The sequence below is a fragment of the Falsirhodobacter sp. alg1 genome, from assembly GCF_000739715.2.
GTDB lineage: Bacteria > Pseudomonadota > Alphaproteobacteria > Rhodobacterales > Rhodobacteraceae > Falsirhodobacter.
The window spans coordinates 663,345-688,580 of the sequence record NZ_BBJC02000001.1; the positions used below are offsets into that span (position 1 = coordinate 663,345).

Sequence of the window (25,236 nt, forward strand, 5' to 3'; positions counted from 1 at the left end):
GACAACCACCTGGCCCGTATAAAAATGTAAAGGAAACTGTTTACGCATGTGCGCTAAAGCTACTATGGACGAATTTGAAGCCCTTCTGAAGGAAAGCTTCGAGATCGACACCCCGGACGAAGGTTCGGTTGTCAAAGGCAAGGTCATCGCTATTGAAGCGGGGCAGGCCATCATCGACGTCGGCTACAAGATGGAAGGCCGCGTTGATCTTAAAGAATTCGCAAACCCCGGCGAAACGCCCGACATCAATGTCGGCGACGAAGTCGAGGTTTATCTGGACCGCGTTGAAAACGCGCGTGGCGAGGCTGTCATCAGCCGTGAGAAAGCCCGCCGTGAAGAAGCGTGGGACCGTCTGGAAAAAGCATACGCTTCGGAAGCTCGCGTCGATGGTGCGATCTTTGGTCGCGTCAAAGGCGGCTTCACTGTCGATCTGGGCGGCGCTGTTGCGTTCCTGCCGGGTTCGCAGGTTGACGTGCGCCCCGTGCGTGATGCCGGCCCGCTGATGGGTCTGAAGCAGCCGTTCCAGATCCTGAAAATGGACCGTCGTCGCGGCAACATCGTTGTATCGCGTCGTGCCATCCTTGAAGAGTCGCGCGCCGAACAGCGTGCCGAAGTCATCTCGGCGCTGCACGAAGGCCAGACTGTTGACGGCGTGGTCAAGAACATCACCGAATACGGTGCGTTCGTTGATCTGGGCGGCGTAGACGGCCTGCTGCACGTGACCGACATGGCTTGGCGTCGTGTGAACCACCCGTCCGAGATCCTTGCGATCGGTGAAACGGTCAAGGTTCAGGTCATCAAGATCAACAAGGACACGCACCGCATCAGCCTCGGCATGAAGCAGCTGCAGTCGGATCCGTGGGACGCTGTCGAGATCCAGTACCCGCTGGGTTCGGTCCACAAGGGCCGCGTAACCAACATCACCGATTACGGCGCATTCGTAGAGCTGGAAGCCGGTGTCGAAGGTCTTGTCCACGTTTCGGAAATGAGCTGGACCAAGAAGAACGTACACCCCGGCAAGATCGTCTCCACCTCGCAAGAGGTTGACGTGATGGTTCTGGAAATCGACAGCTCCAAGCGTCGTGTTTCGCTGGGTCTGAAGCAGACCATGCGCAACCCGTGGGAAGTATTTGCTGAAACCCACCCCGTTGGCACGGCCATCGAGGGCGAAGTCAAGAACATCACCGAATTCGGTCTGTTCGTTGGCCTCGACAACGACATCGACGGCATGGTTCACCTGTCCGACCTGTCGTGGGACCAGCGCGGCGAAGATGCGATCCAGAACTACCGCAAGGGCGACGTGGTTCAGGCCGCTGTCACCGAAGTGGACGTCGAGAAAGAGCGTATCTCGCTCTCGGTCAAAGCTCTGGGCGAAGACACCTTCTCCGATGCGGTTGACGGCGTGAAGCGCGGTTCGATCGTGACTTGTGAAGTGACTGCGATCGAAGATGGCGGCATCGAGGTTGAGTACAACCAGATGAAAGCCTTCATCCGTCGTTCGGATCTGGCCCGTGACCGTGCCGACCAGCGCCCCGAGCGTTTCCAGGTTGGTGACAAGGTTGATGCCCGCGTAACGAACGTGGACAGCAAAACCCGTCGTCTGGGTCTGTCGATCAAGGCCCGCGAGATCGCGGAAGAGAAAGAAGCCGTAGAGCAGTATGGCTCGTCGGATTCCGGTGCGTCCTTGGGCGACATCCTCGGCGCGGCTCTCAAAGACCGTAGCTAAGCGATCCTGAATTGTTGAAAAGGCCCCGTGCAGTCGCACGGGGCCTTTTTGCATTGATGTTTGTTTTCTCGGGTAAACTGCCCTATATCCGAAAATACACGCAACCCTTTAAGAGACCGGGGGGGACATGATCCGATCAGAGCTGATCCAGAAGATTGCTGAAGAGAATCCGCATTTGACACAGCGTCATGTGGAGCGGATCGTCCATACCGTCTTTGACGAAATCACCGAGGCGCTGTCGCGCGGGGATCGTGTGGAACTGCGCGGTTTCGGCGCATTTTCCGTCAAGGCGCGGGATGCCCGTACGGGCCGTAACCCGCGCACGGGTGAGGCGGTCAAGGTTGACGACAAGAATGTCCCGTTCTTCAAGACGGGGAAACTGCTGAGGGATCGTTTGAATGGGCGCTAAGGTCATGCGGGCCGTTCGCATTGTCGTTCTGGTTATTCTGGCTCTGATCCTGTTGGGCGTTGCCATTGCCAACCGTGGTATGGTGACGATCAGCCTGCTGCCGCAAAGCGTCGGATCATTTCTGGGGTGGGACTGGTCGCTGCAACTGCCGTTGTTCCTTGTCATTCTGGTGGCCGCCGCGCTTGGCCTGCTGATCGGTTTCATCTGGGAGTTCCTGCGCGAACACCGGATCCGTGCAACGGCCATCGAAAGCCAGCGTGAGAACCAGAAGCTACATGCCGAGCTTGCGACTTTGCGGAAAGACCCGCCAAAGGACGAAATTCTGGCACTTCTGGATCGTAAGGCGGGCTGAATGTCGGCCATACGTGTCAAGATCTGCGGGCTGAAAACGCCCGAGGACATGCTGGTTGTCGCCAAGGCGGGGGCGCATTACGCTGGGCTGGTGTTCTATCCGCCATCGCCACGGAATCTGGATTTGCAGACGGCGCGGGACGTGGCATTGGCGGCACCCGTCGGGCTGGCCAAGGTTGCCCTTGTTGTCGATGCAAGTGATGATGATCTGGATGCCTTGGTGGCCGAGGTGCCTTTGGACATGCTGCAGCTGCATGGTTCCGAAACTCCGGAGCGGGTTGCCGAAATCCGTGCCCGTTTCGGTTTGCCTGTCATGAAGGCAATCGGCGTGGCCGACGAAGGGGATCTGGCCGGCCTTATGGAAATGAGCCTTGTCGCCGATCAGCTGTTGATCGATGCCAAGCCGCCGAAGAACGCCGATCTGCCCGGCGGCAACGGTCTTTCATTCGATTGGCGGCTGGTCGCACAGCGGCGCTGGTTGAAGCCGTGGATGCTGGCAGGCGGCCTCTCGGCGGAAAACGTGGCCGAAGCGATCCGGCTGACCAATGCCCGTCAGGTCGATGTATCCTCGGGGGTGGAATCTGTCCGGGGCATCAAGGATCATGGCAAGATCGCGGCCTTTGCCCGTGCGGCAATGGCACCGCCAATACCAAGGCTGCGCTGACTTTACCGCGCGCGCCAACGGGTATATCCCGAACCGACCCCAGCAGGAGACGCGGCATGGCCGAGAACGGCATCAACAGCTTCATGAACGCCCCCGATGAACAGGGACGCTTCGGTATTTTCGGCGGCCGCTTTGTATCGGAAACGCTGATGCCCCTGATCCTTGAATTGCAGGAGCGGTATGAATTCGCCAAGACCGATCCCGAATTCTGGGCGGAAATGGACGATCTCTGGACGCATTATGTCGGTCGCCCATCGCCGTTGTATTACGCGGATCGTCTGACGAAGCATCTGGGCGGTGCCAAGATCTATCTGAAGCGGGACGAACTGAACCATACTGGCGCGCATAAGATCAACAACGTGCTGGGGCAGATCATTCTTGCCCGTCGTATGGGCAAGACGCGCATCATCGCAGAAACTGGTGCCGGCCAGCATGGTGTGGCCACGGCAACTGTTTGCGCCAAGTTCGGCCTGAAGTGTGTGGTCTATATGGGCGCACATGATGTGGAGCGGCAGGCCCCCAACGTTTTCCGCATGCGTCTTCTGGGCGCAGAGGTGGTTCCGGTCACCTCGGGTCGCGGGACGCTGAAGGACGCGATGAACGACGCGCTGCGGGACTGGGTTACCAACGTACGCGATACCTTCTATTGCATCGGCACAGTAGCCGGTCCGCACCCCTATCCGGCAATGGTCCGGGATTTCCAGTCGATCATCGGCAAGGAGGTTCGCTGGCAGTTGGCCCAGCAGGAAGGTGAGGGACGTCTGCCTGATACCGTAATCGCTGCAATCGGCGGTGGATCGAATGCGATGGGGCTGTTCCATCCGTTCCTTGATGACCCTTCGGTGCGGATCATCGGCGTCGAAGCGGGTGGCAAGGGTGTTGACGAGACGATGCAGCACAGTGCCAGCCTGACCGGCGGCCGCCCCGGGGTGCTGCACGGCAATCGTACCTACCTGCTGCAGGATGATGACGGCCAGATTTTGGAAGGGTTCTCCATCTCGGCCGGTCTGGATTATCCGGGCATCGGCCCCGAGCATGCCTGGCTGCATGAAACCAAGCGCGCGGAATACGTATCCATCACCGATAAGGAAGCGCTTGAGGCCTTCCAGCTGTGCTGTGCGATGGAGGGGATCATTCCCGCGCTGGAGCCGAGCCATGCCTTGGCCCATGTGATGAAGATCGCACCTGATCTGCCCGAGGACCATATCATCGTGATGAACATGTGTGGTCGGGGGGACAAGGATATCTTCACCGTGGCCAAACACCTCGGGTTCGATATGAAAATCTGATGAAAAGCCCCGATCCTTCAACAGGATCGGGGCTTTGTCTTATACGGCGTATTGTTTCAGAATATCCAGGGTAACCACTGACAAGGTGTTCAGATGGGTTGCCTCAAGATGCACCTTCGGCGCTGCCCCTTCTTCATGTGCCTGCAGAAAACGCGCTGCGCAAAGGCACCACTGATCACCCGGTTTCAACCCCGTAAAACCATACTCGGGCCGCGGTGTGGTCAGGTCATTTCCCAGATAGCGAGACAGGGCCAGAAACTCTGCCGTCATGATGGCGCAGACGGTATGGCGGCCCACATCCGACGGGCCGGTGTCACAGCAGCCGTTGCGGTAGAACCCTGTGACCGGATCAAGCGAACATGTTTTCAGCGGGCCGCCAAGGACGTTGCGCGATGGTTCCATCATTTGAACCGCTCCATCAGTTTCTGCATCGGGGTGCGTGTATCTTCGGCAGGGGCCGGTGTGGCGGTGGGGGGCGGGTTTGCAGGCCTTCCCGTGCCGGTAGAGGGACGGGAAGGCGAGACACGCAGCGCGACGGCATTCAGGAACTTTGCACCTTCACCTGCGGCAAGTGATCTCGCGCCGTCGGAAATGCCGCGCAGGACATCATCCAGCCAATCGGCCTCGGCCTTGGCGAAATCGGACAGCACATATCCCGCCACACGATCCTTGTGCCCCGGGTGGCCTATTCCCATCCGGACGCGGTCATATTCCTCACCGATATGCGCATGGATCGATCGCAAGCCGTTGTGGCCTGCATGCCCGCCACCCGTTTTGAGGCGCAGCTTGCCGGGGGCCAGATCCAACTCGTCATGAAAGACGATGACATCTGCCGGCGCCATCTTCCAGAAGCGCATGGCCTCACCAACGGATTGGCCGGACAGGTTCATGAAGGTGTCCGGCTTCAGCAGGGCCACTTTCTCGGAGCCCAGGCGGCCTTCGCTGACCTGCCCTTGAAAGCCTTTTCGCCACGGCGAAAATCCGTGATCCTCGGCAATCCGTTCTACGGCCATGAAGCCGATATTGTGCCGGTTTGCGGCATATTTCGCGCCCGGGTTTCCCAGACCGACCATCAGTTTCATCCGCGCCTCCGTTTGGGGCGAATGTATCAGGGCTGGCGGGGCGGGCGCAACCGCGCCATGCAAAAGGGCGCGCGGAACCCGCGCGCCCTTTCATGAAGTGCGAAAGGCTTATGCCTCTGCTGCGTCTTCACCTTCTTCTGCATTCTCTTCCGAGCGCAGGCCCGACGGAGCCGAGATGTTGGCAACGACGAAGTTGCGGTCGATGACCGGCTTCACGCCTTTGGGCAGTTCGATGTCCTGGATGTGGATCACGTCGCCGATCTGTTTGCCGGTCAGGTCGACCGTCAGGTGATCAGGGATGTCCGAAGCCAGAACTTCCAGTTCAACTTCGTTACGCACGACAACCAGCGTGCCGCCTTTTTTCAGGCCGGGTGCTGCATCGTGGTTTTCGAAGTCAACGTGGATGAACAGTTTGATGCGGCTGGTGCGACGCAAACGCATGAAATCGACGTGGGTCGGAAGATCCTTGACCACGTTGCGCTGAACGCCACGGCAGATGACGCGAACGTCGTCTTCGCCTTCAACTTTCAGGTTGAACAGCGTGGACAGGAACCGGCCCTGCTTCAGCTTCTTCAACAGGTAGTTGTAGTTCATGTTGATGGAAAGCGGCTCTTTACCGTCTCCATAAACGATGCCGGGCACATAGCCCTCACGGCGTGCTTGACGAGCGGCCCCCTTGCCTGTCCCCGTCCGCACCACGGCCTGAAGATCTGGGATCTCTTTTGCCATTGGTAAATTCTCCATATATGAAACGCCCCGTCCTCCAAGGGTGAGCGGGGTCGAAGGCGCGCGTATACTGGATATACCAGAAAAAGGAAAGGTTTTTTCAGGCGCCTTCGGGCATCAGGAAATGGCCTGTGGCCTGCGCGAACAGGCGGGCGCGGTTATCCTGCCATGCCTCCACGTGGACACTGGCATAACGGCGACCGAAGCGGTTGATCCGCGCGCGTGCATAGGCATCCCGGGGAAGGCCGGGGCGCAGGTAATCCACGGTCAGGTTGATGGTACGGGGCAGGCGGGGCATCTCCTCTCCCGCCTCGATTCTGGCCCAGCTGCTGGACCATGCCAGCTCTATCAGGGCTGCGCTTTCCAGAAATGCCGCCGTAGCGCCACCATGGATGGCGGGCGGGGTTGGAACACCGATAAGCGATGGGGCAAAGGGCAGGATCGCGGTCAACTCGTCTCCGCGCCGGTCGAATTTGATGCCCAGCACGTTCAGATAGGGGACGCTGCGCACCAGATCGGCCAATGCGGCGTCGCGCCGTGCGCGGATAACCTCGACAGGTTCATACATCATGCTTCTGTCCCGGATGGCTGCGCACGGATGACTGTGAATGTCCCATTGGCGATGGCGACAGGGCGGGTTTCATCCTCATCGTAGGCAAAAGCGCGGACAAAGGCGACATGGGTCGTGACATGATGGCATTCTGCCCGGGCAATGATGCGCTGGCCGGGCGTGGCGGAGCGCATGTAGTCGATCCGCAGATCGATCGTGGCAGTCAGGCCGTGGGCGTCGGGATGGGCCATGACGGCGGCCCCTGCGGCCGTATCCATCAGGACGGATACGGCGCCGCCTGCAATAACGCCTGTTGCCGGATCACCCACCAGGCGCACATCATAGGGCAAGCCCAGCGTGACGGCGGCATTTGCCGTATCCACCACATGGATGCCGAGCGCTGCGCAATGTGGAATGGCGGCGACGAATTCTTTGGAGCGGTTCGAGAGGTCCATCAGCAAAGTTTATGCTCCTGTCGAAACCGCAGCAAGCTGAATTGCTGATCGCGCGTTGCATGCTATATTACTTGGTCGGATGCGTTTATGGGCGAGCCTATGCTTAACTTCAAAGAGATGTGTGCCAAATTTCAGGTAACCCCGCGCACATTGCGATACTACGAATACATCGAATTGCTCGTTCCGCATAAAGAAGGCCGGATGCGATTTTACGGTGATGCCGAGGTGCGGCGCATGGAGGTGATCCTGCGGGGCAAGCGGTTCGGCTTTTCCTTGGAGGAAATCCGTCAATGGTTGATCACATCGGCCCAGCAGGGCGATGAAGAGCAGAAGAAAAGTCTGGTGAAACTGGCAGATCGCAAGCTGGAGGAGTTGGAGAACCAGCGCGCGCTTCTGGATATTGCAATTGCGGATCTGCGCGAACTGCGCGCGGCATCTATATCGAAAAACGCCGAATAGCGATCAGAATAACCGCGCACCGGCTGGTACGACTTGATCGGGGCCGACCAGAACCACATCCCCCTTGGCATCCGGCACCCCCAGAACAAGCACCTCCGACATGACCTTGCCGATCTGCCGGGGTGGAAAGTTGACCACGGCCAGAACCTGACGGCCGACTAACGCATCTGCCGTATAATGCGCGACAAGCTGGGCAGAGGACCGCTTTTCCCCGATCTCCGCCCCGAAATCAATCCAGAGCTTCAGCGCCGGCTTGCGGGCCTCAGGATAGGGTTCGGCCCGCGTGATGCGTCCCACCCGGATATCGACCGCGGCAAATTCATCATAGGTAATCATCTGCATATATCCCCGTCGTGGTTGGTCAGGCGGGCATCCGTCAGGCTGCAAAGAATATCGTCAGGCGCGCCCATAGGTTTCGGCAATGGCGATATGGATCGCCTGTGCGGGGGGCGTGTTGCCCCAAGCGACCAGTTGGAACGCGGGGTAGAAACGCTCGGCCGCGGAAACCGCGTCATGCATCAGCCGCTCGATCTGTTCCGGCCCTACGGTCTGACCGCCGGACAGCAGCAACCCGTACCGCCAGACCATCATTTTCTGTTCTGTCCAATACGAGAAGCAGCCGCACCAGACGCTGTCATTCACGCGGTTCAGCAGATCATACAGCATGCCCCGCCGGGCCTTTGGCGGGTCCATTTCGAACGTGCAGATCAGACGCAGCGTTTCATCTGCGGCAGACCACGCAAGGGTCAGGGAATAGGTACGCCACAGGCCGGTAACGGTCAGGGCGATGCGGTCGTCATTCAGCCGGTCGAACGACCAGTCCTTGGCTTGTGCCACACTTTCCACCGCATCGATCGGGTGGAGGTCGGCATCGACCAAGTTGGTGTCCAGCATCGACATGAAACGCCCCTTCAGGATTACGCCACCACGAGGATGCGGTGGACGTGTGCGAATCATACTAGATTTGGGGATGGCATATGTGAATCCGCAAAACGCGATGGAATGCGAATCTCTTGGGGATAAAAATCATCCGCCTGTGGACGCAAATGTCAATAACTCTTGTAACCGCTCGGTAAGACTCAGAATTTCGTCCGGTACGGTTTCCTGCGCAATCGTTGCCAGAATCCGCTCTCCAATTGCTTCAAGATCGTCATCGACCGTGTTCAGGGCGATATCCGTGGTCTGCATTGGTCCGATCCCCGATTATTCCATTCGATCCGCGCCGGGCGGGAACCAAAGCATAAACCCTGAGTTGGACCTGTATCAACCGACAGTGAAGGGGGGATGGCATGAATAATCGCGGCGATGATGCCATCGTTCCTGATGTCCTGACCCTAATTCCCCCCTTGCGTGCTTATGCGCGTGCGCTTTGCAAAAATGCCACAGATGCAGATGATCTTGTGCAGGACACATTGGTCAAGGCGCTTGGCAATACCGATAAGTTTCAGCAAGGAACACAACTACGTGCGTGGCTTTTCACCATCATGCGGAACACCTTTTTTACTGCGGCAAAGGTGCGCGCGCGTGAAAGCACCGCCGGAGATGACTGCGTTTCGGTGATACCTGTATCCGCAGGCGATCAGGAATGGTATATTCGGGGGCAAGAGCTGATGGCCGCCGTGGAACGTCTGCCGTCGCGCTACCGGGAAATGCTGATCCTGGTGGTGATGTTGGGGGAAAGTTACGAGACGGCCGCGACGATCTGTGACTGCGCAGTCGGCACTGTTAAAAGTCGTGTTAACCGTGCGCGTCAGATGGTGATCGAGGATCTGGGCGTTGATGCGCTATGAAACGATGAGCGGACATGTCGGAAGAGAGACAATCCAACACAACGAAGCGCCGCAGGACCAGCAGGCATAAGGGAGAGGATACCATGCTGTCACGACCAGACCATCAATATCGCGCCGAAGGGGAATGCCCCGATCGTATGAGTGTACCCTATATCTGCCTGATTGCCGTGGTTGCGGTTCTGGCCGGCGTGGTTCTTGCCTGGATCGGCTGATCTGCCGGACCGGATGAAAAAAGGGCGCCCCGACGGGCGCCCTTTTTCTTATTGGGGCAGGGTGTAGGCGATCACGTAATCGCCCGGTTTGGTGCCGACAGAACCATGGCCACCCGCCACGATCAGGACATACTGGCGACCGTCCTGTTCATAGGTCATGGGGGTCGATTGTCCGCCTGCCGGAAGCCGTGCCTTCCACAGAACCTCGCCCGTGGTCAGATCGTATCCGCGCAGGTAATCGTCCACCGCCGCCCCGAGAAAGGCAACGCCCCCCTTGGTGATCATCGGCCCGCCGATACCCGGCACCCCCAGCTCGAAGGGGAGGGGAAGGGGGGTCATGTCGCGTACGGTGCCGTTCTTGTGCTTCCATGCGATATCACCCGTGGTGACATCGGCCCCTGCAACATAGCCCCAAGGTGGCGCCTGACAGGGAATTCCAAGCTTGCTGAGGAACGGTCCCATGACGACACCGTAGGGGGCGCCGTCGTTGCGGTTCAGGCCCTGTTCGCTGGCCGTGGCACCGGCATCCTTGGGCGGAATGTCGGCGCGTGGCACCAGCCGCGAGGTAAAGGCCAGATAGGTGGGCATACCGAACATCACCTGACGTTCCGGGTCCACTGCGATCGAACCCCAGTTGAACACACCGAAGTTCCCCGGATAGATCAGCGATCCATTCAGCGAAGGCGGAGTGTAGCGACCTTCGTAGTTCAACCGGTTGAATTCGATCCGGCACATCAGCTGGTCAAAGATCGACATGCCCCACATGTCGGATTCACGCAGGGGCTCGGGATTGAAGCTCAGCGCTGATACGGGCTGCGTCGGAGCGGAGAAATCCTCGGGGATCGTGCCACCGGGTGCAGGCTGTTCTGTCACGGGCAGGATGGGTTCGCCCGTTTCCCGGTTCAGCACATAGATATCGCCCTGTTTGGTGGGGCCGACCAATGCGGGAACACTCGCCCCGTCAATTGTCAGATCCACCAGAACGGGCTGGGCCGGAACATCCATGTCCCACAGATCATGATGGACAGTCTGGAAAACCCAGCGTTTCTGCCCGTCATTGATATCAAGGGCCACGATAGAGGACGAATGCTCTTCTACCGCGTCGGAGCGGCCCATGCCCAGTTGGTCAGGCACCTGGTTGCCCAGGGGAATGTAGATCAGCCCTCGTTCCTCATCGACCGAGAAGACGGACCAGCTGTTGGGCGAATTGGCGGTATAGGTTTCGCCTTGATCGATGTTGATCGGCGCCGTTTCCTCCGGATTGCCGCTGTCCCAGTTCCAGAGCAATTCCCCGGTGTTGATGTCGAACGCGCGGATCACGCCCGAAGGGGAAAAGATCGAGAAGTTGTCATTGACCGCGCCGCCGATGATCAGCTTGCCGTCGACCGCGCTGGGCGGGGAGGTGGAGTAGTAATAGCCTGCGGGGTTGTAGGGCATTCCCCGTTCAAGGTGCAGCGTCCCGTTGTCGGCAAAGCTGGTGCAAACCTCCCCCGTTTCGGCATCAAGCGCGATCAGGCGCGCATCCGCCGTCGGCATGTACACGCGGGTGATGCAGGCGGTATCAGCCGTCTGTGCCGGTGGTTCGGGTTGCTGGCTCCGCGTGTCCCAATAGGTTACGCCGCGGCAGGTCTGGTGCTGGCGATCGGGGTTCATGCCCGACTGCGCGTTATAGCGCCAGATTTCTTCACCGGTTTTTGCGTCCAGTGCGATGGCAAGGTTGTGCGGGGTGCAGATGTAGAGCTTGTTGCCGACCTTCAGCGGTGTCACCTGGTAGGTGGTTTCACCCACGTCGTTCGGAAGCTTCACATCCCCTGTCTGATAGCGCCAGGCCTCTGTCAGATCCTTAATGTTCGCGGGGGTGATTTCAGCCAGCGGAGACCAGCGTTGTCCGAAATTGGTGCGGCCGTATTGATGCCATTCGCCATCGGGAATGCTGTTTCCGGTTGACGGGGCCTCGTTGACGATCTGGGTCGGGAGATTGCCAGCAACATCGTGAGGGTCTTGGAACATCGAATAGACAGCCACCACAACGGCCACCAGAACCGAAAGGGCGATCGGCAGGCCCGGTGTGCGGTTGGGGGTATCGGATTGCGCCAGCCCATAGGTCCATAGACGATTGCGAACGAACGGCAGCCACAGCCAGATGCCCAGCAACACGACGATGCCGCCATAGGGCACCAGTCCCCACCAGAAGAACCCGACCTGTGAGACCGCAAATATCAGCCAGCCTATTATGGTCAGGGCAAATACGGTCAGGGCGGACGCGCGCCGCTTTGCCAGAAGATATGTCGTCAGCCAGAATGCGAGCGCCAGAATCAGATAAGCGGGAGAGCCGCCTAACAGCGCAAGCCACGCGCCGAGGATCGTCAGCGCGAGTGCCGCCAATCCGAATATGAGTACGGTGAATGCAATCACGTCGCTGCCCCTTTTTCGGTTCCCGAGGGTATGTGGTTCCCTCATGTGATAACTTCTTGATCAAAATTTATCGCAATTATCCCCCAAACACACCCCGCGACGAAAATTTCTGACATCGGAGGGGATTTTCTTGGGTGGAAATGACGCATTGTCATGCAGTGATCGGGTATGGTGCGGATACCTGATAGGCATCCGACCCCTATGTAACAGGATCATGAGGCGGAGCTTTGTAGCCAACCCGATCATTTTCCGGGTCCGGCAGATGATGCTGACCCGTGCCCGAAACCGACATTGCAGGGAGCGGCGCCCGATTGCCCCTGTTTGTCGAAAAGCACTTGTCACTTTGTGGCGCGGGCAATATACGCGTCTGCGGAGATGTGGCCGAGTGGTCGAAGGCACACCCCTGCTAAGGGTGCAGGCCCGGAAGGGTCTCGAGGGTTCGAATCCCTTCGTCTCCGCCACCTTACTTTTGAGATTGCCGATACATTCTGTTGCGGCGGGCTGATCGTATGCCTAAATTCAGTAACGCACTTTCGCCAATTTGATGTGCCGTTATATTGCCGTCGCAAAGCCCGTATTAAAAATTGGCAATAACCCGGCAATAATCATTTCAACAATGTATTGCCTGGTGAAACTTTTTCAGTTGTCCGATCCATAAGGTCCACGCTGCTTTTCTACGCAGCAGATCCTGCGGCGAATGCTGGAAAAAGGGTTAGTTTCTGGATTTGGTTAGGCTTCTTGCGAAGTGTGGGGGGCGTGTATAACGTGGAAGTGTACCGCCCGACGATGTATGCCGTAACTCTATTTTCTGGTGTGATTTCTGTCAGACTTCAGAGGCAGATGATCGGTGTAAGTCGTTATTTCGACCGAAATCTGTCTGTTTATCGCATGAAACTGTAAGAGTGGGACTTCCATGTCTATATCGACCGTCGTCACCTCAATGAAAGACGAAGCACCCTATGTGATCGAATGGGTGGCCTACCATCGGGCGCTGGGGTTCGACAAGGTCGTCCTGCTGGCCAATGACTGTACCGACGGCACCCATGAGATGCTTTTGCGGCTGCATGAGATGGGGGCGATTTCGTATTATGAGAACGAGGTTCCGGTGGGGGCCAAACCCCATTCGCGTGCGTTGAAAATCGCGAATACGACACCCGAGGTGAAGTCGGCCGATTTCGTCATGGTTCTGGACGCGGACGAGTTTCTGGTAGTGAAGCGCGCCCCGCATACGCTGGATGTCCTGCTTGACGTGATGCAGGACAAGTCGAGCGACATGATGGTCATTCCGTGGCGGATGTTCGGATCGTCGCATAATGCTGAATTTCAGGATCGCCCGGTAATCGAGCGGTTCACGCAGTCGATGGATGCCTCTGCCAGGCCCAAGGTCGGGGTCAAGACGCTGTTCCGCAACTCGGACAATCTGCGATTGGCGATCCATTTCCCGAAGCCCCTGATGAAAGGGGGAAAGCCTGTTGAATCCCCTGCGAATTCGTCATGGATCGATGCGGGCGGGCAGCCGTTAGATCCTGTGGGTCTGACGTGGAATGGCGGTCGGCAGACGATCCATCGTGATCTGGCCGAAGTCGCGCACTTCATGATCAAGAGCCTTGATGAATATCTGCTGAAAATCTTTCGTGGTGATGGCCTGATGAATTCGAGCCGCCATGGAATCGATTACTGGCGCAACGCCGACTATAATGATGTGTCCGATCTGGTGGTCGCCGACAACGTGTCAGGCTTTGTGGAGGAGCGCGACCGTCTGTTTGCGGACCCTGTTCTGGCCGAGTTGCACCGCAGATCCGTGGCGAACCGCTTTGCGAAGCTTGAGAATATTCTCGCGAACCCGGATGTTCAGACCCTTCGCGGCATTCTGAAGAAAAGCACGAGTGGCGAACTGACCGAGGAGGATGCTCTGCGGTCCCGTGAGCTGGTCAAGCAGATGTCACCGGTGGTCAAGACGGATAAACTGATCGACGGGGATGTGCCCCATTCCACGCTACTGACTATCACCGATGCCGGCACGGCCATAGGGTCGGGTGTTGCGTGGCGGATGTCGAAGAAGGCACCGCAGGACAAGGTGATGTTCCTGCCCGAGAAGAAGTTCGGGGCCCGTCCCATCACCAACCTGATCGAAGCCATGAAGCGAACGCAGGCGGACGAGGACAAGGAGGCGAGCCTTCTGATCCGGTGGTTCTACAATTATACGGTTACCAACGCGAAGGACGACTGGCCGCTAGACGAAGAGCATCTGGTCGTGGTGACGCGTGATGATGAGAACCTGCTGGCCGATTACCCGGGCTATATCGCAAAGACCAAGGCAAAATATGTTTTGCAATCGCAGAACGGAAAGCCCGCACTTCGCGAGGTTTTCAACGGCACCGAGACCGCTGCCGAAGTCGAGGCGCTGATCGCGGCAGGGAAGGTCGAGGATCCGCGGCTGAAGCTGCGGGAATTCGTAGAGGCAAACCCCCGCGCCATTCTTCTGAACATCGACCGGCCGGACGATCTGATGTCCAAGCTGGAGGATATCGAGGACAGTGGCCCATCCGGTCCGCTGGTGGCCAAGCTGTTGCGTGAGACGCTGGATCTGGATCTGTCGCAGGTGGTTCCACCCCCGGCTCTTCAGAAGGAAATGGCGGTAGCACCTGCTGCGGTTGCGCCCCTGCCATCCGAAGCCCCGGCTCTGGATATCTCGGAACCGGTGTCGCCTGCCTCTTCGGCATCCAAGCAGATCGGCATCATGACCCTGCCGATGAACCGCAACTACGGCGGCAATCTTCAGGCATTCGCCCTGATGAAAACCCTCAGGGGGCTTGGTCACCGCCCTGTTTTGCTGAACCGGCGTAACAGCAAGGCGGAACCGAGCAAGACCCCCGAGGATCTGGCACTGGATGCGGCAATTCCGCTTTATTCGTCCAATATCGGATTGGGCAAGAACGTTCCGAACCGCGTTTTTGTCGAAGAGCATATGACGCCTATTTCCCGCCAGTTCTATTCGAGCTTTGCGATGAACAGGCATATCGACCGATATGAACTGGACGCGGTTATTGTCGGAAGCGACCAGGTTTGGCGCCCCAAATATTCCCGCGATATTTTAAGCGACTTCTTCCTGAATTTCCTTGAAGGGACAAAGCGCCCTGTAAAACGGATTTCCTACGCGGCATCTTTTGGCAGCGAGCATGACGAATACAGTCGCTCGGAAAAGGCCATGGCAACGCCGCTGCTGCAATCTTTCGACGCTGTTGCAGTCCGTGAGGATTGTGCCGTCGATATGTGCAGGGAAATGTTCGGGGTCGAGGCACAGCATGTTCTGGACCCGACCATGCTGCTGACGCGGGATGATTACGCCGAGCTGTTGTCCGAAGAGCAGAGAACAGCAGCAGGCAATCATCTGCTAACCTATGTGCTGGATGCGACCCCCGACAAGCTGGATGTCATCAACCGCATTTCGGAAACGCTGTCGATCGATCCTGTAACAACCAGCGGACTGCCTTTTGAATCGGCCGATCCGTTGAAGTCGAAAGGCGGGGACAAATCTGTCGAAGGGTGGCTGGCTGCCTTCCGCAACGCCGCCTATGTGGTCACGGATTCGTTCCACGGCGTGGCATTTTCCATCATCTTCAACCGGCCTTTTGTGGCCTATGGCAATGCCGAACGGGGCCTTGCCCGCTTCAAGTCGTTGTTGAAGGCTGTCGGTCTGGAAGACCGGATCGTGGTGAAATCGGACGAGGTGGATGTCGATCGGCTGCTGCTTCCGATCGACTGGCCCGCGGTCAACCAACGCCTTGCGGCACTGCGCGAAAAATCGGTCAGGTTCCTGGTGGATGCGCTGTCCGACCAGCCCGGCGGCGATGGGGGCGGTGGAGGCCGGAAAAGCAGCCCTGCATCCATCCCGGCGCCCGAGGTGCGCAACACCGGTGCGTTGCCCACACCTGCGACCGCTGCAACGCATGCCGCGCCCGCTGCGGCCACCATGACTGAGGAAAAGCATCCGCTGAATGTCCAGTGCACGGGCTGCGGTGTTTGCGTGTCCGAGGCGGATGGCGCGCTCAAGATGGGCTGGACGAAAAACGGTTTTCTGGAACCTCGGGCCACAGGCAAGGCCATTCCCGACAATGCCATCCGTGTCTGCCCCTTCAATCCTGCCCCCGAAAAGGCCGTTCAGGACGAAGATGCGCTGGCCGAGATCTTTCTGCCCGAGGCGGACCGGACGGATGCACGGTTGGGGCGGTTTCTTGGCACATATGTCGGATACAGCAAGGCATTCAGGCCCACATCCTCTTCGGGGGGAATTGCAACCTATGTGTTCGACAAGCTGCTGGAAAAGGGGGTTGTGGACTGGCTGTTCGTGGTGCGCAAAACCCCGGATGGCTATTACGCCTACCGGGCCTTCCAGAAGACCGAAGATGTGAAAACCATGTCGAAGACACGGTATTTTCCGGTCACGATGGAACATCTGTTTTCCATGATTGAAAACATCGAAGGCCGCGTGGCGGTTTCCGGCGTGGCCTGTTTTCTGAAGGCGATCCGGCTGAAGCAGCATTACCATCCGGAACTGAAAGAAAAGATCCCGTTTCTTGCCGGTATCATCTGTGGTGGGCTGAAAAGCCATTTCTATACCGATTTTCTGGCGCAAAGCACCGGCATCCGGGATGGCTATACCGATGCCGAATACCGCGTGAAGAACCCTAAAAGCCTGTCGAGCGATTATATATTCGCGGCAAAGGATCTGCGCGGGGAAGAACACCGTGTCCGCATGCAGAAGTTGGGGGACATGTGGGGAACCGGACTGTTCAAATCCAAAGCCTGCGATTTCTGCACCGATGTCATGACCGAACTGGCCGATATTTCCTTGGGCGATGCCTGGCTGCCGGAATACAAGCAGGACGGAATGGGCAACAGCGTAATCATCACCCGGACGCGGCTTGCGGATAATATCATCCTGAACGGCATCCAGACCGGAGAGCTGGAGGCCAAGGTGGTTTCCAACGATATTGCCGCCAGAACGCAAAGCGGCGGTTTCAATCACAAGCAGAAGGCAGTCAAATTCCGCATGGTGATGCAAGATATGGCGGACGATAAGGCGATTCCCTTTGTCCGCCCCCGCATTCAGGCCGAAAGCTCCATTGCCGAAATGCTGGTGCAGATCCTTCGCGAACGGTCGCGCGGGCGGAGCCTGACCATCTGGAAAGAACAGGATGACAACAGGCGGTTCATGCGCCGCATGCGTCCTACGCTGCGCCTTCTGTCGGCGGTAACAAATTCGCGCAAGCAATCGGACAAGGTGCAAAGCGCGGTCATGCAGGCTCTTGAGGCGCCTGCAAAGCGGACCGTGGTGGATGAGCAGATTGCAGCCATTCGCCCCATGATCATCTGGGTGAAAAACAGGCTTGCAAGCGGAGAGGTCGATATCAATTTCCTTGCCCGTATTTTGCCGGGTGGACCGACGCAGATCAGGCAATAGGCCTGCTGGACCAGAAATATTTTGCTTGCGCGGGGGGCAGGTTCACCCTGCGATGCCCGTATCGGGTTCGGGCGCATCGCCGGGTCATATGTTTGCGGATCAGCGGCGGGCTGCAGGTTGGCCCCAATCCAGAATGGCACGTTCGCCGCCGCCTTTGGCCGGGCGCAGTGTCAACCGCCCACCCAGCCGCTCCATGGCCGCGTTTGCGATTGAAAGCCCCAGACCGCTTCCGCCCGGTTTCGGGTGTGAACCGCGATAGAAGCGTTCGGTGATCCGCGCGCGGTCATCAGGGTTGATGCCTGTTCCGGTATCCTCCACCTCGATCCAATGCGGACCGGCGTTTATCGTTACGGTGCCGCCCTTGGGGGAGGCATGGACCGCGTTTTCAAGCAGGTTTCGCAGGGCTGCACCCAGAAGCAGACGGTCCTGGCGGATTGCGGGAATATCGCCCACCTCTACCGTCACCTCCATATCCGTGGCAAGCATCGCCGTTGCGTCCACACAGTCCTGCACGATCGCGGAGAGCGCCGCACAGTCCGTACCCGCTTGGCGGGCATCGACAGCCATCATGTCCAGCAGTTGGCGCACAAGGCGGTCAGACCTTGCGACGCTTTGCTCTATCTGGGCCAATGCACGGGCCCGCTGCGCATCATTGCCACGAAGGGCGATTTGCGATTGGGTTTTCAATCCTGCCAGCGGTGTCTTCAATTCATGCGCGGCAAAGGCCGTGAATGTCCTTTCGCGTTCCCGTGCCTCCTCTACCCGGATGAACAGATCGTTCATCGCACTGCGGATAGGGGACAGCTCGGGGGGAAGGGGGCGGTTCAGCGGGCGCAGATCATCGGCATTCCGCGCCGAAAGATCGCCAGCCAGACGGTGCAGGGGCCGTAATCCCTGACTGAGCCCCAGCCAGATCAACCCCGCCAGAATAGGCAGGATTGCCAGCGATGGCAGGATCAGCCCGCGCGTCACATCCGAGATCAGGCCGTTGCGCAGGGCAATGCTGTCTCCGACCATCACACGGACTCCGCGTTCGGCATTCACGATGGAATAGACGCGCCATGCCGTTCCATCGACGACATTGGTCCCGAAGCCGTCATCCTGCGCCAGCTGAAGCTGGGGCGCATCGGCCGAACCTGCGATACGCGCGCCATCCAGCCGCCATATCTGGCAGGAAAGCTGCCGGGAATAGCCGTCGGCAGGGTTAGGTTGCGTAGCCATGGAAACAGCATGTTCCACGTCGATCCGCTGATCGGAAATCAGCGATGATACCATGCGGGCCGCTTCGGCCAGACGGGCGTCCAGCACATGGTCCATCTTGGCGGTCGTGGAATGGTGTATCCATGCGAACCCCGACACCCAGATCACACAGGTCGCGGCAAGCAGCAGAAGGAACATGCGCAGGCGTAACGAAATCATGCGGTAGCCAGCCGATACCCGACGCCACGCACCGTTTCGATAAAATCGGACCCGAGTTTTACCCGCAGCTTGTGGATATGCACCTCAACGGTGTTGCTTTCGATATCTTCCTGCCAGCCATACAGCCGCTCTTCCAATGCGGATTTGGGCAGGATTACCCCGGGCCGTTCCATCAGGGCATGAAGCAGCGTGAACTCACGATGTGAAAAGCGCAGGTTCGTGCCCTTGTGGTTGCCCGTCATGCGCGCCGGATCAAGGCTGAGTCCGTTCCAATCCAGAACCGGCGCTGCCCGGCCTTCGGCACGGCGCAGGATCGCGCGCAGGCGTGCCGAAAGTTCTTCCAGATCGAAAGGCTTTCCAAGGTAGTCATCCGCGCCCCGATCCAGTCCGGCAATCCGTTCCGTGACCTGATCGCGCGCGGTCAGCACCAGCACGGGCAATGTCATGCCCTGTGCGCGCCATTCCGCCAGTAGATCAAGGCCCGAGCCGTCCGGCAGCATCACGTCCAGCACAACCCCGTCGAACCCGCCGGCAGCCAGCGCATGGCGGGCATCGGCCAGCGTTTCCACCGCTTCGGATGTGAATCCGGACAGGCCAAGCCCCACGCTTAGCCCGTCCTGCAGAATGGGGTCATCCTCAACGATCAGCAGCCGCATGGCATCCTCAGAACAGCCGGACCTTGGTGCCGACCTGTGCCATGGTAAAAAGCTCTTCTACATGCTCGTTGTAAAGCCCTACGCAGCCCGAGGACGAAGGGCGGCCGATCTTGCGCGTATCGTGGGTGCCGTGGATGATATAGGCGGGCCATGACAGATACATCGCCCGGGTTCCGAGCGGGCATTCCGGGCCTGGCGGTACATAGGCGGGCAGGGACGGATCGCGGCGCAGCATGTCCGCCGTCGGCCGCCAATCCGGATCGACCCGTTTCCGCACGATTTCGGTATAGCCGCGGCGTGTCAGCTCCTCGGTCAAGGGGATGGAGCTGGGATAAAGGCGGTATGTTCCATCGGGTGCCCAGTAGTGCACCGCGCGGGATGTCAGATCGGCAAGGATTACCCCCTTGCCGATGGAATCGAAATGGTCGCGCCAATCTTGCATCGCAAAACTGGAGATATTGCTTCGGGTTGACGGCACCTGCGCGCGCAGGGGGGTGGCCAGCAATGCGGGGGCTGCCAACGCTGTCAACAGAAGGGTGCGGCGTGGAAGGGTCATGAAGAGGCCTCTTTGTCAATTTTACCCCGATTCCCCCATGAACCTTAAGCCAGCCTGAAGGAAGCCTGGACCCCGTCAGCAAGACATATGAAAAGATCCGGCGCATGGATATGCGCCGGACCGGGTCCTCGACGATAATCGGGGCGGTTCAGTTGCCGCGCAGGTCGGCCAGTGTGTTCTGCACCTGATCGACCACATCGGCACCGATTTCGGCCTTGTGCTTTTCGTAGACCACCTGCGATTTTTCCAGCATCTCGGCCTGGGCTTCGGGCGTGATGGTATTGAACTGCAGGCCGGCCTCTTCCATTTTTTCCAGCGACTGCCTGTTCAGATCCTGGATCGTTGTCCGTTCCAGATCGCGCCCGACATTTGCGCAGTCCCGCAGGGCCTGCTGCTCCTCATCCGAATAGCTGTTGAAGATGGCCTTGGAGTATAGGAACAAAAAGGGCGTATAGGCATGGTTCGTCTCGCTGAGGTAGGATTGCACCTCGTAGAACTTGGACGTGTCGATGGTGACATAGGGGTTTTCCTGCGCATCGATCGCCTTCGTCTCCAACGCCGAGAACACCTCGCCGAAGGACATGGGCGTCGCATTCGCGCCAAAGTTCTTGAAGGTATCAAGGAAGATGTTGTTCTGCATGACGCGGATCTTCATCCCCTCGAAATCCTCCCACGTCTTGATCGGACGTTCGGAGTTCGACATGTTGCGGAACCCGTTTTCCCAGTATCCGAGGTTCACGAGGCCGATCGCATCCAGCTTCTCGCTCAGCATGTCGCCGAAGGGGCCGTCCATCACTGCATAGGCTTCTTCGGGGGTGCGGAACAGGAATGGCAGATCGAACACGCCAAGTGCCGGCAGCATTCCGACGAGGGGTGAGGATGATGTGATCACCGCCTCCTGCAATCCGCTGCGCACCGCCTGCGTTGCCTGCAGATCGCCGCCAAGCGCGCCGCCGAAGAATCCCTGCATGGTCATCTTGCCGCCGGTCTTTTCATCCAGGCACACCTGCATGGCCTCCATCCCGACGCTTACGGGGTGATCCGCCGTCACGCCGTTCGAGACACGGAATGTGCGGTTCTGGAAGTCAGCGAAGGCCGGGGCCGCCGCGGTCATGATGGCCGTAAAGCAGAGGGCCGCCTTGAGTTTCGTTTTCATAATAGTCTCCTCCCTATTTTGAAATCAGTAGAACCAGTTGGCGGGGACAGTCACGATGGACGGGAACATGATCAGCAGCAGCAGGATCGCGACCTGTGCCAGCAGAAACGGCCAGACGCCGCCGATCACCTTGCCCAATGGAACGCGTCCCACGCCGCTGACCACGTTCAGCACGACGCCGACCGGTGGTGTCAGCAGGCCGATGCAGCAGTTCATGATGAACATCACGCCGAAATAGACGGGGTCTATCCCTGCCTGCTTGATGATGGGCATCAGGACAGGGGTCAGGATCAGGATGGTCGGTGTCAGATCCAGGGCCGTGCCGACGACAAGGATCAGAACCATGATCACCAGCATCAACAGACGGGGGCTGTCGATCAGGGGTGCGATGTATCCCGTAATCTCGGCGGGAATGTTCGCAGCGGTAATGAGCCATGCGGAAACAAGCGCCGCGCAGACCAGAAACATGATGGTGGCCGTGGTACGCCCGGCCGCGATCAGCACGCGCGGCAGATCCCGGATCTTCAGTTCGCGGTACACGACCATTCCGACAAACAGCGCGTAGAACGCCGCAATGACCGCAGCCTCGGTCGGGGTGACGACACCCAGCTTGATGCCACCCAGAATGATGACCGGCATTCCCAGGGCCCATACCGCCCGACCGGATGCCTTGCCGCATTCCGCCCAGCTTGAACGGGGCAGGGTATCGACCTTGTCGTTCCGCGCCACGATCAGCCAGGTGATGACCAATGCGATCGCCATCATCACACCCGGTACGATCCCGGCCATGAACAGCGCTGAGATGGACACATTTGCCGCCACCCCGAAGATGATGAATGCCATGGACGGCGGAATAACGGGGGCAATCACGCCGCCCGCCGCGATCAGACCGGCCGATCGTGGCAGGTTATAACCGGCCTTTGCCATCATCGGGATCAGGATGGCGGCCAGTGCCGCCGTATCCGCTGCCGCCGACCCGGAGATCGAGGCCATGATGATGGCCGCTATGATCGCCACCAGCCCCAGCCCGCCGCGGATGTGGCCCACACAGGTGATTGCGAATTCGATGATGCGCTTGGACAGGCCGCCTGCATTCATCAGCTCTCCGGCCAGAATGAAGAACGGAATGGCCAGCAGGGTGAATGTATCTGCGCCGACCAGCATGTTCTGTGCGATGATCTGCGTATTGAACATGCCCATATAGGACATGAGCGTCACACCGCAGAAGATGAGCGCGAAGGCGACAGGTACCCCGATCGACATGGAGCCGAGCAGCGAGACGATGAAGACCAGAAGGGTCATGATATCGGCCCCCCTGTATGTTCATCGGCCAGCGTCATCTCGCCACCGAACCGGCGGATCTCCTCGTCGGTGATACGGCCCGTGAACAGTCGGATCAGACGTTCCGCAGTGATGATCGCGATGCCTACGCCTGTGAAGATCCCAATGCCGTAGACCCAGGCCATCGAAATGCCCGACACCGCCGCATTCATGCTGGCGTTGATCGGCAGCTGTTTCCATGTGCCGACGGTCAGTACGATGGCCCCGCCCAGGATAACCGCATCGGACGCCCCCATCAGGATCATCCGTCCGCGCCGGCCAAAGCGGGCGACCAGCGTTTCCATTCCCATGTGCAGGTGATGGTGATGCGCCACTACCGCGCCGATGAATGTCAGCCAGACAAAGGCAAAGCGGGAAAGCTCGTCGGAAATGGCGATACCCGAATTCATGGTATAGCGCATGATGACATTCACAAAGACCATGATGGCCATGGTGCTGATCAGCACTGCCAGCATGATGTCGAGAATATCGAAGAAGATCCGCACAAATCGTGCCATGTCAGATCCTTTCGCCCAGACCACGTCCGATCAGGTTCTGGAAAAGGGCGCGTGTGCCGAACTGCCATTCGGGACATTTATCCGTCCGGTCGACCCAGTTGATCAGGGTACCGAGGCGGGGTGAGGCAATCTCGACGCGGTCCCCGATATCATGGGTAAACCCCTGTCCGGCACCGTGGCGATCCTTGACCGGGGCGAACATCGTTCCCAGAAACAGCACCACGCCGTCCGGATACTGATGGGACCGGTTCAGCATCTGGCCCACCAGATCGACGGGTGCGCGGCTGATCGCTTCCATCGCGCTTTCACCCGTCATGACGAAACCGTCCTCGCCCTCTACCCGCAGGGTGACGATCGCGCGGTCCAGATCGGCCTGGGTAAAGGCGTTATCGAACAGGCGGATGAATGGCCCGATGGCACAAGAGGCGTTGTTGTCCTTGGCCTTGCCCAGCAGCAGGGCCGAACGCCCCTCCACATCGCGCAGGTTCACGTCATTGCCCAAGGTGGCGCCCAATACGGTACCATCGGACCTGATGACCAGCACCACCTCCGGTTCGGGGTTGTTCCAGTCGGAAATGGGGTGGATGCCTACGGTATCACCGCAGCCCATGGAGGACATCGGCTGTGCCTTGGTGAATACCTCGGCGTCAGGACCGATGCCCACCTCAAGGTATTGCGACCACATGCCCATTTCCTGAAGCAGTTTCTTGATCCGTTTGGCCTGATCGGAGCCGGCCTGCACATCGCGCAGGTTCTCTCCGACGATCGGGGTCAGGCGGGCGCGGATCTCTTGGGCACGGGTGCTGTCACCGCGCGCCTGCTCCTCGATCACCCGCTCCAGCATGCTCTCGGCAAAGGTCACACCTGCGGCCTTGATGGATTGCAGATCGACGGGGGCCAGCAGATGTCCTGCCGTCTTGTCCAGAAACGCATCCAGCGGTCCCAGATCGACCGTATCCGCCGCCTGCAGGGCATCGGCCAGATCGGGCCGCTCCAGCAGGCCCGACATCGTGGCCGAGACATTGCTCAGATCAAGAACACGGCCAGCGCGGATCAGAACGGGGCAGGGCCCACCCGCCGCGTTCGACCAGACACGACCCAATAGCGTCGCACGATCCGCATCCTGCGGCAAAAGCGCGGATGCGGTCAAAGGTTGCTGTACTGCCACCTTGCTCCTCCCTAATGTAACGACGCCCTCCAGCGTCGCGTTGCCCGTAGATGTCAGACAACAATATAACATGATGGTAAGCCGAGGATGGAGAGGCTGTCCACCAGAATATTCAGGAATCCGCCATTGCCTCAGGGATAGAACTCGAAATCCAGCGCCACCCGTTTGGCCGAACCGGCCATATGTACGCGCATCGCCTCGCGTGCCTGGGCCGCATCGCCCGCTGCAATGGCGTCCCGCAAGGCCGTATGCTCGGTTGCGACAACCTCGATCAGCTCTGTCAACTTGATCCGTTTGCGAGAGGTCACGATCGTGTGCATGACCCTGTCCGAGATCGCGCCAAGGAATTGCACAAAATAATCGTTGCCTGTGGCCACCGCGATTGTGCGGTGGAAATCCAGATCGGCAAGCATTCCATCGGGGGCTTCCTTGCCAGCCGCAGCCATGCGGGCCAGCGCATCGTCAAGCTGCCGGATGTGTTCGGGCGTGCGATTCTGTGCCGCCAGCCCTGCCGCCTCGATCTCCAGCGGCAGGCGAAGCTGGAACAGGTGGCGAAATGCCTCCTTGTCCATGTCGGTGCTGTCATCCAGCCGGATGTGGCGGGCCGAACGCTCGATCACAAAGGCCCCAACACCTTGGCGCGTCTCGATCATGCCTTCGTTGCGCAGTTGCGCGATCGCCTCACGGATGACGGTACGGCTGACGCCAAAATTCTTCGACAGTTCATGTTCGGTGGGCAGCTTGTCACCCGCCTTCAGCAAACCCTTCTGGATCTGCTGGGTGAACTGGGCCGCAATCCGTGTCGGCAGATGTTCGGTGCGGGCAATCTGTGTATAGTCGACGTTCATCGG

Annotated in this window: 26 protein-coding genes and 1 tRNA gene; 10 read left to right on the plus strand and 17 right to left on the minus strand. The window is 58.9% G+C overall.

Annotation, left to right across the window (positions count from 1 at the left end; translation table 11 throughout):
• The first annotated feature begins 46 nt into the window (after positions 1-46).
• From rpsA to trpB, 5 genes are all read left to right on the plus strand, one after another.
• Positions 47-1,726 carry a 30S ribosomal protein S1 gene (gene rpsA / locus TR36_RS03260; protein ID WP_045387360.1) on the plus strand — a complete coding sequence of 560 codons (1,680 nt, stop codon included), beginning with the start codon at positions 47-49 and terminating at the stop codon, positions 1,724-1,726.
• Between the two features lie 127 nt (positions 1,727-1,853).
• Positions 1,854-2,135 carry an integration host factor subunit beta gene (ihfB, locus tag TR36_RS03265; RefSeq protein ID WP_045387358.1) on the plus strand — a complete coding sequence of 94 codons (282 nt, stop codon included), beginning with the start codon at positions 1,854-1,856 and terminating at the stop codon, positions 2,133-2,135.
• Positions 2,125-2,487 (plus strand): lipopolysaccharide assembly protein LapA domain-containing protein, encoded by a 363-nt coding sequence (locus TR36_RS03270; RefSeq protein ID WP_052362431.1) that lies wholly within the window; start codon positions 2,125-2,127, stop codon positions 2,485-2,487. The genes ihfB and TR36_RS03270 overlap by 11 nt, the downstream gene beginning before the upstream one ends.
• Positions 2,488-3,150, plus strand: coding sequence for a phosphoribosylanthranilate isomerase (locus TR36_RS03275; RefSeq protein WP_045387356.1), 663 nt, complete (start codon positions 2,488-2,490; stop codon positions 3,148-3,150). It begins immediately after the preceding gene.
• Between the two features lie 56 nt (positions 3,151-3,206).
• A complete protein-coding gene (gene trpB / locus TR36_RS03280; protein ID WP_062762372.1) occupies positions 3,207-4,439 on the plus strand; it encodes a tryptophan synthase subunit beta in 1,233 nt (410 codons plus the stop codon).
• A 39-nt stretch (positions 4,440-4,478) separates the two neighbouring features.
• On the opposite strand, the gene TR36_RS03285 is transcribed toward trpB, so the two are convergent.
• The 5 genes from TR36_RS03285 to TR36_RS03305 all read right to left on the minus strand — a co-directional run bounded on the left by TR36_RS03285 (position 4,479) and on the right by TR36_RS03305 (position 7,252).
• Positions 4,479-4,844, minus strand: coding sequence for a DUF2237 family protein (locus tag TR36_RS03285; RefSeq protein WP_045387350.1), 366 nt, complete (start codon positions 4,842-4,844; stop codon positions 4,479-4,481).
• Positions 4,841-5,521, minus strand: coding sequence for an aminoacyl-tRNA hydrolase (gene pth, locus TR36_RS03290; RefSeq protein ID WP_062762374.1), 681 nt, complete (start codon positions 5,519-5,521; stop codon positions 4,841-4,843). Before pth ends, TR36_RS03285 begins: the two co-directional genes overlap by 4 nt.
• 108 nt (positions 5,522-5,629) lie before the next feature.
• Positions 5,630-6,250 (minus strand): 50S ribosomal protein L25/general stress protein Ctc, encoded by a 621-nt coding sequence (locus tag TR36_RS03295; RefSeq protein WP_045387345.1) that lies wholly within the window; start codon positions 6,248-6,250, stop codon positions 5,630-5,632.
• A gap of 97 nt (positions 6,251-6,347) precedes the next feature.
• A complete protein-coding gene (locus TR36_RS03300) occupies positions 6,348-6,818 on the minus strand; it encodes a PaaI family thioesterase (protein ID WP_045387342.1) in 471 nt (156 codons plus the stop codon).
• A complete protein-coding gene (locus tag TR36_RS03305) occupies positions 6,815-7,252 on the minus strand; it encodes a PaaI family thioesterase (RefSeq protein ID WP_370553292.1) in 438 nt (145 codons plus the stop codon). Before TR36_RS03305 ends, TR36_RS03300 begins: the two co-directional genes overlap by 4 nt.
• An 87-nt stretch (positions 7,253-7,339) precedes the next feature.
• On the opposite strand from TR36_RS03305, the gene TR36_RS03310 reads away from it, so the two are divergent.
• On the plus strand, positions 7,340-7,711 hold the full coding sequence (locus tag TR36_RS03310) for a MerR family transcriptional regulator (RefSeq protein ID WP_045387339.1): 372 nt from the start codon (positions 7,340-7,342) through the stop codon (positions 7,709-7,711).
• A gap of 3 nt (positions 7,712-7,714) precedes the next feature.
• Here TR36_RS03310 and TR36_RS03315 read toward each other — a convergent pair whose 3' ends face one another.
• The 3 genes from TR36_RS03315 to TR36_RS15705 all read right to left on the minus strand — a co-directional run bounded on the left by TR36_RS03315 (position 7,715) and on the right by TR36_RS15705 (position 8,899).
• Positions 7,715-8,047 carry a tRNA-binding protein gene (locus TR36_RS03315; RefSeq protein ID WP_153010476.1) on the minus strand — a complete coding sequence of 111 codons (333 nt, stop codon included), beginning with the start codon at positions 8,045-8,047 and terminating at the stop codon, positions 7,715-7,717.
• Between the two features lie 60 nt (positions 8,048-8,107).
• Positions 8,108-8,611 (minus strand): YbjN domain-containing protein, encoded by a 504-nt coding sequence (locus TR36_RS03320; RefSeq protein ID WP_045387334.1) that lies wholly within the window; start codon positions 8,609-8,611, stop codon positions 8,108-8,110.
• A gap of 126 nt (positions 8,612-8,737) precedes the next feature.
• Complete coding sequence (locus TR36_RS15705; RefSeq protein ID WP_192841307.1) at positions 8,738-8,899, minus strand: hypothetical protein; 162 nt, start codon at positions 8,897-8,899, stop codon at positions 8,738-8,740.
• A 101-nt stretch (positions 8,900-9,000) separates the two neighbouring features.
• Between TR36_RS15705 and TR36_RS03325 the strand changes: the two genes are divergently transcribed.
• Both TR36_RS03325 and TR36_RS16315 read left to right on the plus strand, forming a co-directional pair.
• Positions 9,001-9,501 (plus strand): sigma-70 family RNA polymerase sigma factor, encoded by a 501-nt coding sequence (locus TR36_RS03325; protein WP_045387331.1) that lies wholly within the window; start codon positions 9,001-9,003, stop codon positions 9,499-9,501.
• 83 nt (positions 9,502-9,584) lie between these two features.
• Complete coding sequence (locus TR36_RS16315) at positions 9,585-9,713, plus strand: hypothetical protein (RefSeq protein WP_255357336.1); 129 nt, start codon at positions 9,585-9,587, stop codon at positions 9,711-9,713.
• Positions 9,714-9,761: 48 nt separating this feature from the next.
• Here the strand turns inward: TR36_RS16315 and TR36_RS03330 are convergent, their stop codons facing one another.
• On the minus strand, positions 9,762-12,128 hold the full coding sequence (locus TR36_RS03330; protein WP_062762376.1) for a glucose/quinate/shikimate family membrane-bound PQQ-dependent dehydrogenase: 2,367 nt from the start codon (positions 12,126-12,128) through the stop codon (positions 9,762-9,764).
• Positions 12,129-12,499: 371 nt separating this feature from the next.
• Here TR36_RS03330 and TR36_RS03335 point away from each other — a divergent pair.
• Together TR36_RS03335 and TR36_RS03340 are read left to right on the plus strand one after the other, a co-directional pair.
• A tRNA-Ser gene (locus tag TR36_RS03335) sits at positions 12,500-12,589 on the plus strand.
• A gap of 452 nt (positions 12,590-13,041) precedes the next feature.
• Positions 13,042-17,592, plus strand: a complete 4,551-nt coding sequence (locus TR36_RS03340; RefSeq protein ID WP_062762378.1) for a polysaccharide pyruvyl transferase family protein — start codon at positions 13,042-13,044, stop codon at positions 17,590-17,592.
• A 99-nt stretch (positions 17,593-17,691) separates the two neighbouring features.
• Here TR36_RS03340 and TR36_RS03345 read toward each other — a convergent pair whose 3' ends face one another.
• From TR36_RS03345 to TR36_RS03380, 8 genes are all read right to left on the minus strand, one after another.
• A complete protein-coding gene (locus TR36_RS03345; RefSeq protein WP_045387325.1) occupies positions 17,692-19,011 on the minus strand; it encodes a sensor histidine kinase in 1,320 nt (439 codons plus the stop codon).
• The gene (locus tag TR36_RS03350) at positions 19,008-19,667 is read right to left on the minus strand and encodes a response regulator (protein WP_045387319.1); all 660 of its coding nucleotides are present in this window, start codon (positions 19,665-19,667) and stop codon (positions 19,008-19,010) included. The genes TR36_RS03345 and TR36_RS03350 overlap by 4 nt, the downstream gene beginning before the upstream one ends.
• A gap of 7 nt (positions 19,668-19,674) precedes the next feature.
• Positions 19,675-20,223 carry a L,D-transpeptidase gene (locus TR36_RS03355; RefSeq protein ID WP_045387316.1) on the minus strand — a complete coding sequence of 183 codons (549 nt, stop codon included), beginning with the start codon at positions 20,221-20,223 and terminating at the stop codon, positions 19,675-19,677.
• A gap of 148 nt (positions 20,224-20,371) precedes the next feature.
• A complete protein-coding gene (locus TR36_RS03360) occupies positions 20,372-21,379 on the minus strand; it encodes a TRAP transporter substrate-binding protein (protein WP_045387308.1) in 1,008 nt (335 codons plus the stop codon).
• A gap of 24 nt (positions 21,380-21,403) precedes the next feature.
• Complete coding sequence (locus TR36_RS03365) at positions 21,404-22,681, minus strand: TRAP transporter large permease (RefSeq protein WP_062762380.1); 1,278 nt, start codon at positions 22,679-22,681, stop codon at positions 21,404-21,406.
• On the minus strand, positions 22,678-23,217 hold the full coding sequence (locus TR36_RS03370; protein ID WP_045387302.1) for a TRAP transporter small permease: 540 nt from the start codon (positions 23,215-23,217) through the stop codon (positions 22,678-22,680). Before TR36_RS03370 ends, TR36_RS03365 begins: the two co-directional genes overlap by 4 nt.
• 1 nt (position 23,218) lies before the next feature.
• The gene (locus tag TR36_RS03375; RefSeq protein WP_045387298.1) at positions 23,219-24,385 is read right to left on the minus strand and encodes a fumarylacetoacetate hydrolase family protein; all 1,167 of its coding nucleotides are present in this window, start codon (positions 24,383-24,385) and stop codon (positions 23,219-23,221) included.
• Positions 24,386-24,516: 131 nt separating this feature from the next.
• Positions 24,517-25,233: a FadR/GntR family transcriptional regulator gene (locus tag TR36_RS03380; RefSeq protein WP_045387295.1), complete on the minus strand. Its 717-nt coding sequence runs from the start codon at positions 25,231-25,233 to the stop codon at positions 24,517-24,519.
• Positions 25,234-25,236: the final 3 nt, after the last annotated feature.

Excerpts from the sequence above, each read along its gene's own strand:
- rpsA (WP_045387360.1), top strand. The coding sequence starts at position 47 with ATGTGCGCTAAAGCTACTATGGACGAATTTGAAGCCCTTCTGAAGGAA.
- ihfB (WP_045387358.1), top strand. The coding sequence starts at position 1,854 with ATGATCCGATCAGAGCTGATCCAGAAGATTGCTGAAGAGAATCCGCAT.
- TR36_RS03270 (WP_052362431.1), top strand. The coding sequence starts at position 2,125 with ATGGGCGCTAAGGTCATGCGGGCCGTTCGCATTGTCGTTCTGGTTATT.
- TR36_RS03275 (WP_045387356.1), top strand. The coding sequence starts at position 2,488 with ATGTCGGCCATACGTGTCAAGATCTGCGGGCTGAAAACGCCCGAGGAC.
- trpB (WP_062762372.1), top strand. The coding sequence starts at position 3,207 with ATGGCCGAGAACGGCATCAACAGCTTCATGAACGCCCCCGATGAACAG.
- TR36_RS03285 (WP_045387350.1), bottom strand. The coding sequence starts at position 4,844 with ATGATGGAACCATCGCGCAACGTCCTTGGCGGCCCGCTGAAAACATGT.
- pth (WP_062762374.1), bottom strand. The coding sequence starts at position 5,521 with ATGAAACTGATGGTCGGTCTGGGAAACCCGGGCGCGAAATATGCCGCA.
- TR36_RS03295 (WP_045387345.1), bottom strand. The coding sequence starts at position 6,250 with ATGGCAAAAGAGATCCCAGATCTTCAGGCCGTGGTGCGGACGGGGACA.
- TR36_RS03300 (WP_045387342.1), bottom strand. The coding sequence starts at position 6,818 with ATGATGTATGAACCTGTCGAGGTTATCCGCGCACGGCGCGACGCCGCA.
- TR36_RS03305 (WP_370553292.1), bottom strand. The coding sequence starts at position 7,252 with ATGGACCTCTCGAACCGCTCCAAAGAATTCGTCGCCGCCATTCCACAT.
- TR36_RS03310 (WP_045387339.1), top strand. The coding sequence starts at position 7,340 with ATGGGCGAGCCTATGCTTAACTTCAAAGAGATGTGTGCCAAATTTCAG.
- TR36_RS03315 (WP_153010476.1), bottom strand. The coding sequence starts at position 8,047 with ATGATTACCTATGATGAATTTGCCGCGGTCGATATCCGGGTGGGACGC.
- TR36_RS03320 (WP_045387334.1), bottom strand. The coding sequence starts at position 8,611 with ATGTCGATGCTGGACACCAACTTGGTCGATGCCGACCTCCACCCGATC.
- TR36_RS15705 (WP_192841307.1), bottom strand. The coding sequence starts at position 8,899 with ATGCAGACCACGGATATCGCCCTGAACACGGTCGATGACGATCTTGAA.
- TR36_RS03325 (WP_045387331.1), top strand. The coding sequence starts at position 9,001 with ATGAATAATCGCGGCGATGATGCCATCGTTCCTGATGTCCTGACCCTA.
- TR36_RS16315 (WP_255357336.1), top strand. The coding sequence starts at position 9,585 with ATGCTGTCACGACCAGACCATCAATATCGCGCCGAAGGGGAATGCCCC.
- TR36_RS03340 (WP_062762378.1), top strand. The coding sequence starts at position 13,042 with ATGTCTATATCGACCGTCGTCACCTCAATGAAAGACGAAGCACCCTAT.
- TR36_RS03345 (WP_045387325.1), bottom strand. The coding sequence starts at position 19,011 with ATGATTTCGTTACGCCTGCGCATGTTCCTTCTGCTGCTTGCCGCGACC.
- TR36_RS03350 (WP_045387319.1), bottom strand. The coding sequence starts at position 19,667 with ATGCGGCTGCTGATCGTTGAGGATGACCCCATTCTGCAGGACGGGCTA.
- TR36_RS03355 (WP_045387316.1), bottom strand. The coding sequence starts at position 20,223 with ATGACCCTTCCACGCCGCACCCTTCTGTTGACAGCGTTGGCAGCCCCC.
- TR36_RS03360 (WP_045387308.1), bottom strand. The coding sequence starts at position 21,379 with ATGAAAACGAAACTCAAGGCGGCCCTCTGCTTTACGGCCATCATGACC.
- TR36_RS03365 (WP_062762380.1), bottom strand. The coding sequence starts at position 22,681 with ATGACCCTTCTGGTCTTCATCGTCTCGCTGCTCGGCTCCATGTCGATC.
- TR36_RS03370 (WP_045387302.1), bottom strand. The coding sequence starts at position 23,217 with ATGGCACGATTTGTGCGGATCTTCTTCGATATTCTCGACATCATGCTG.
- TR36_RS03380 (WP_045387295.1), bottom strand. The coding sequence starts at position 25,233 with ATGAACGTCGACTATACACAGATTGCCCGCACCGAACATCTGCCGACA.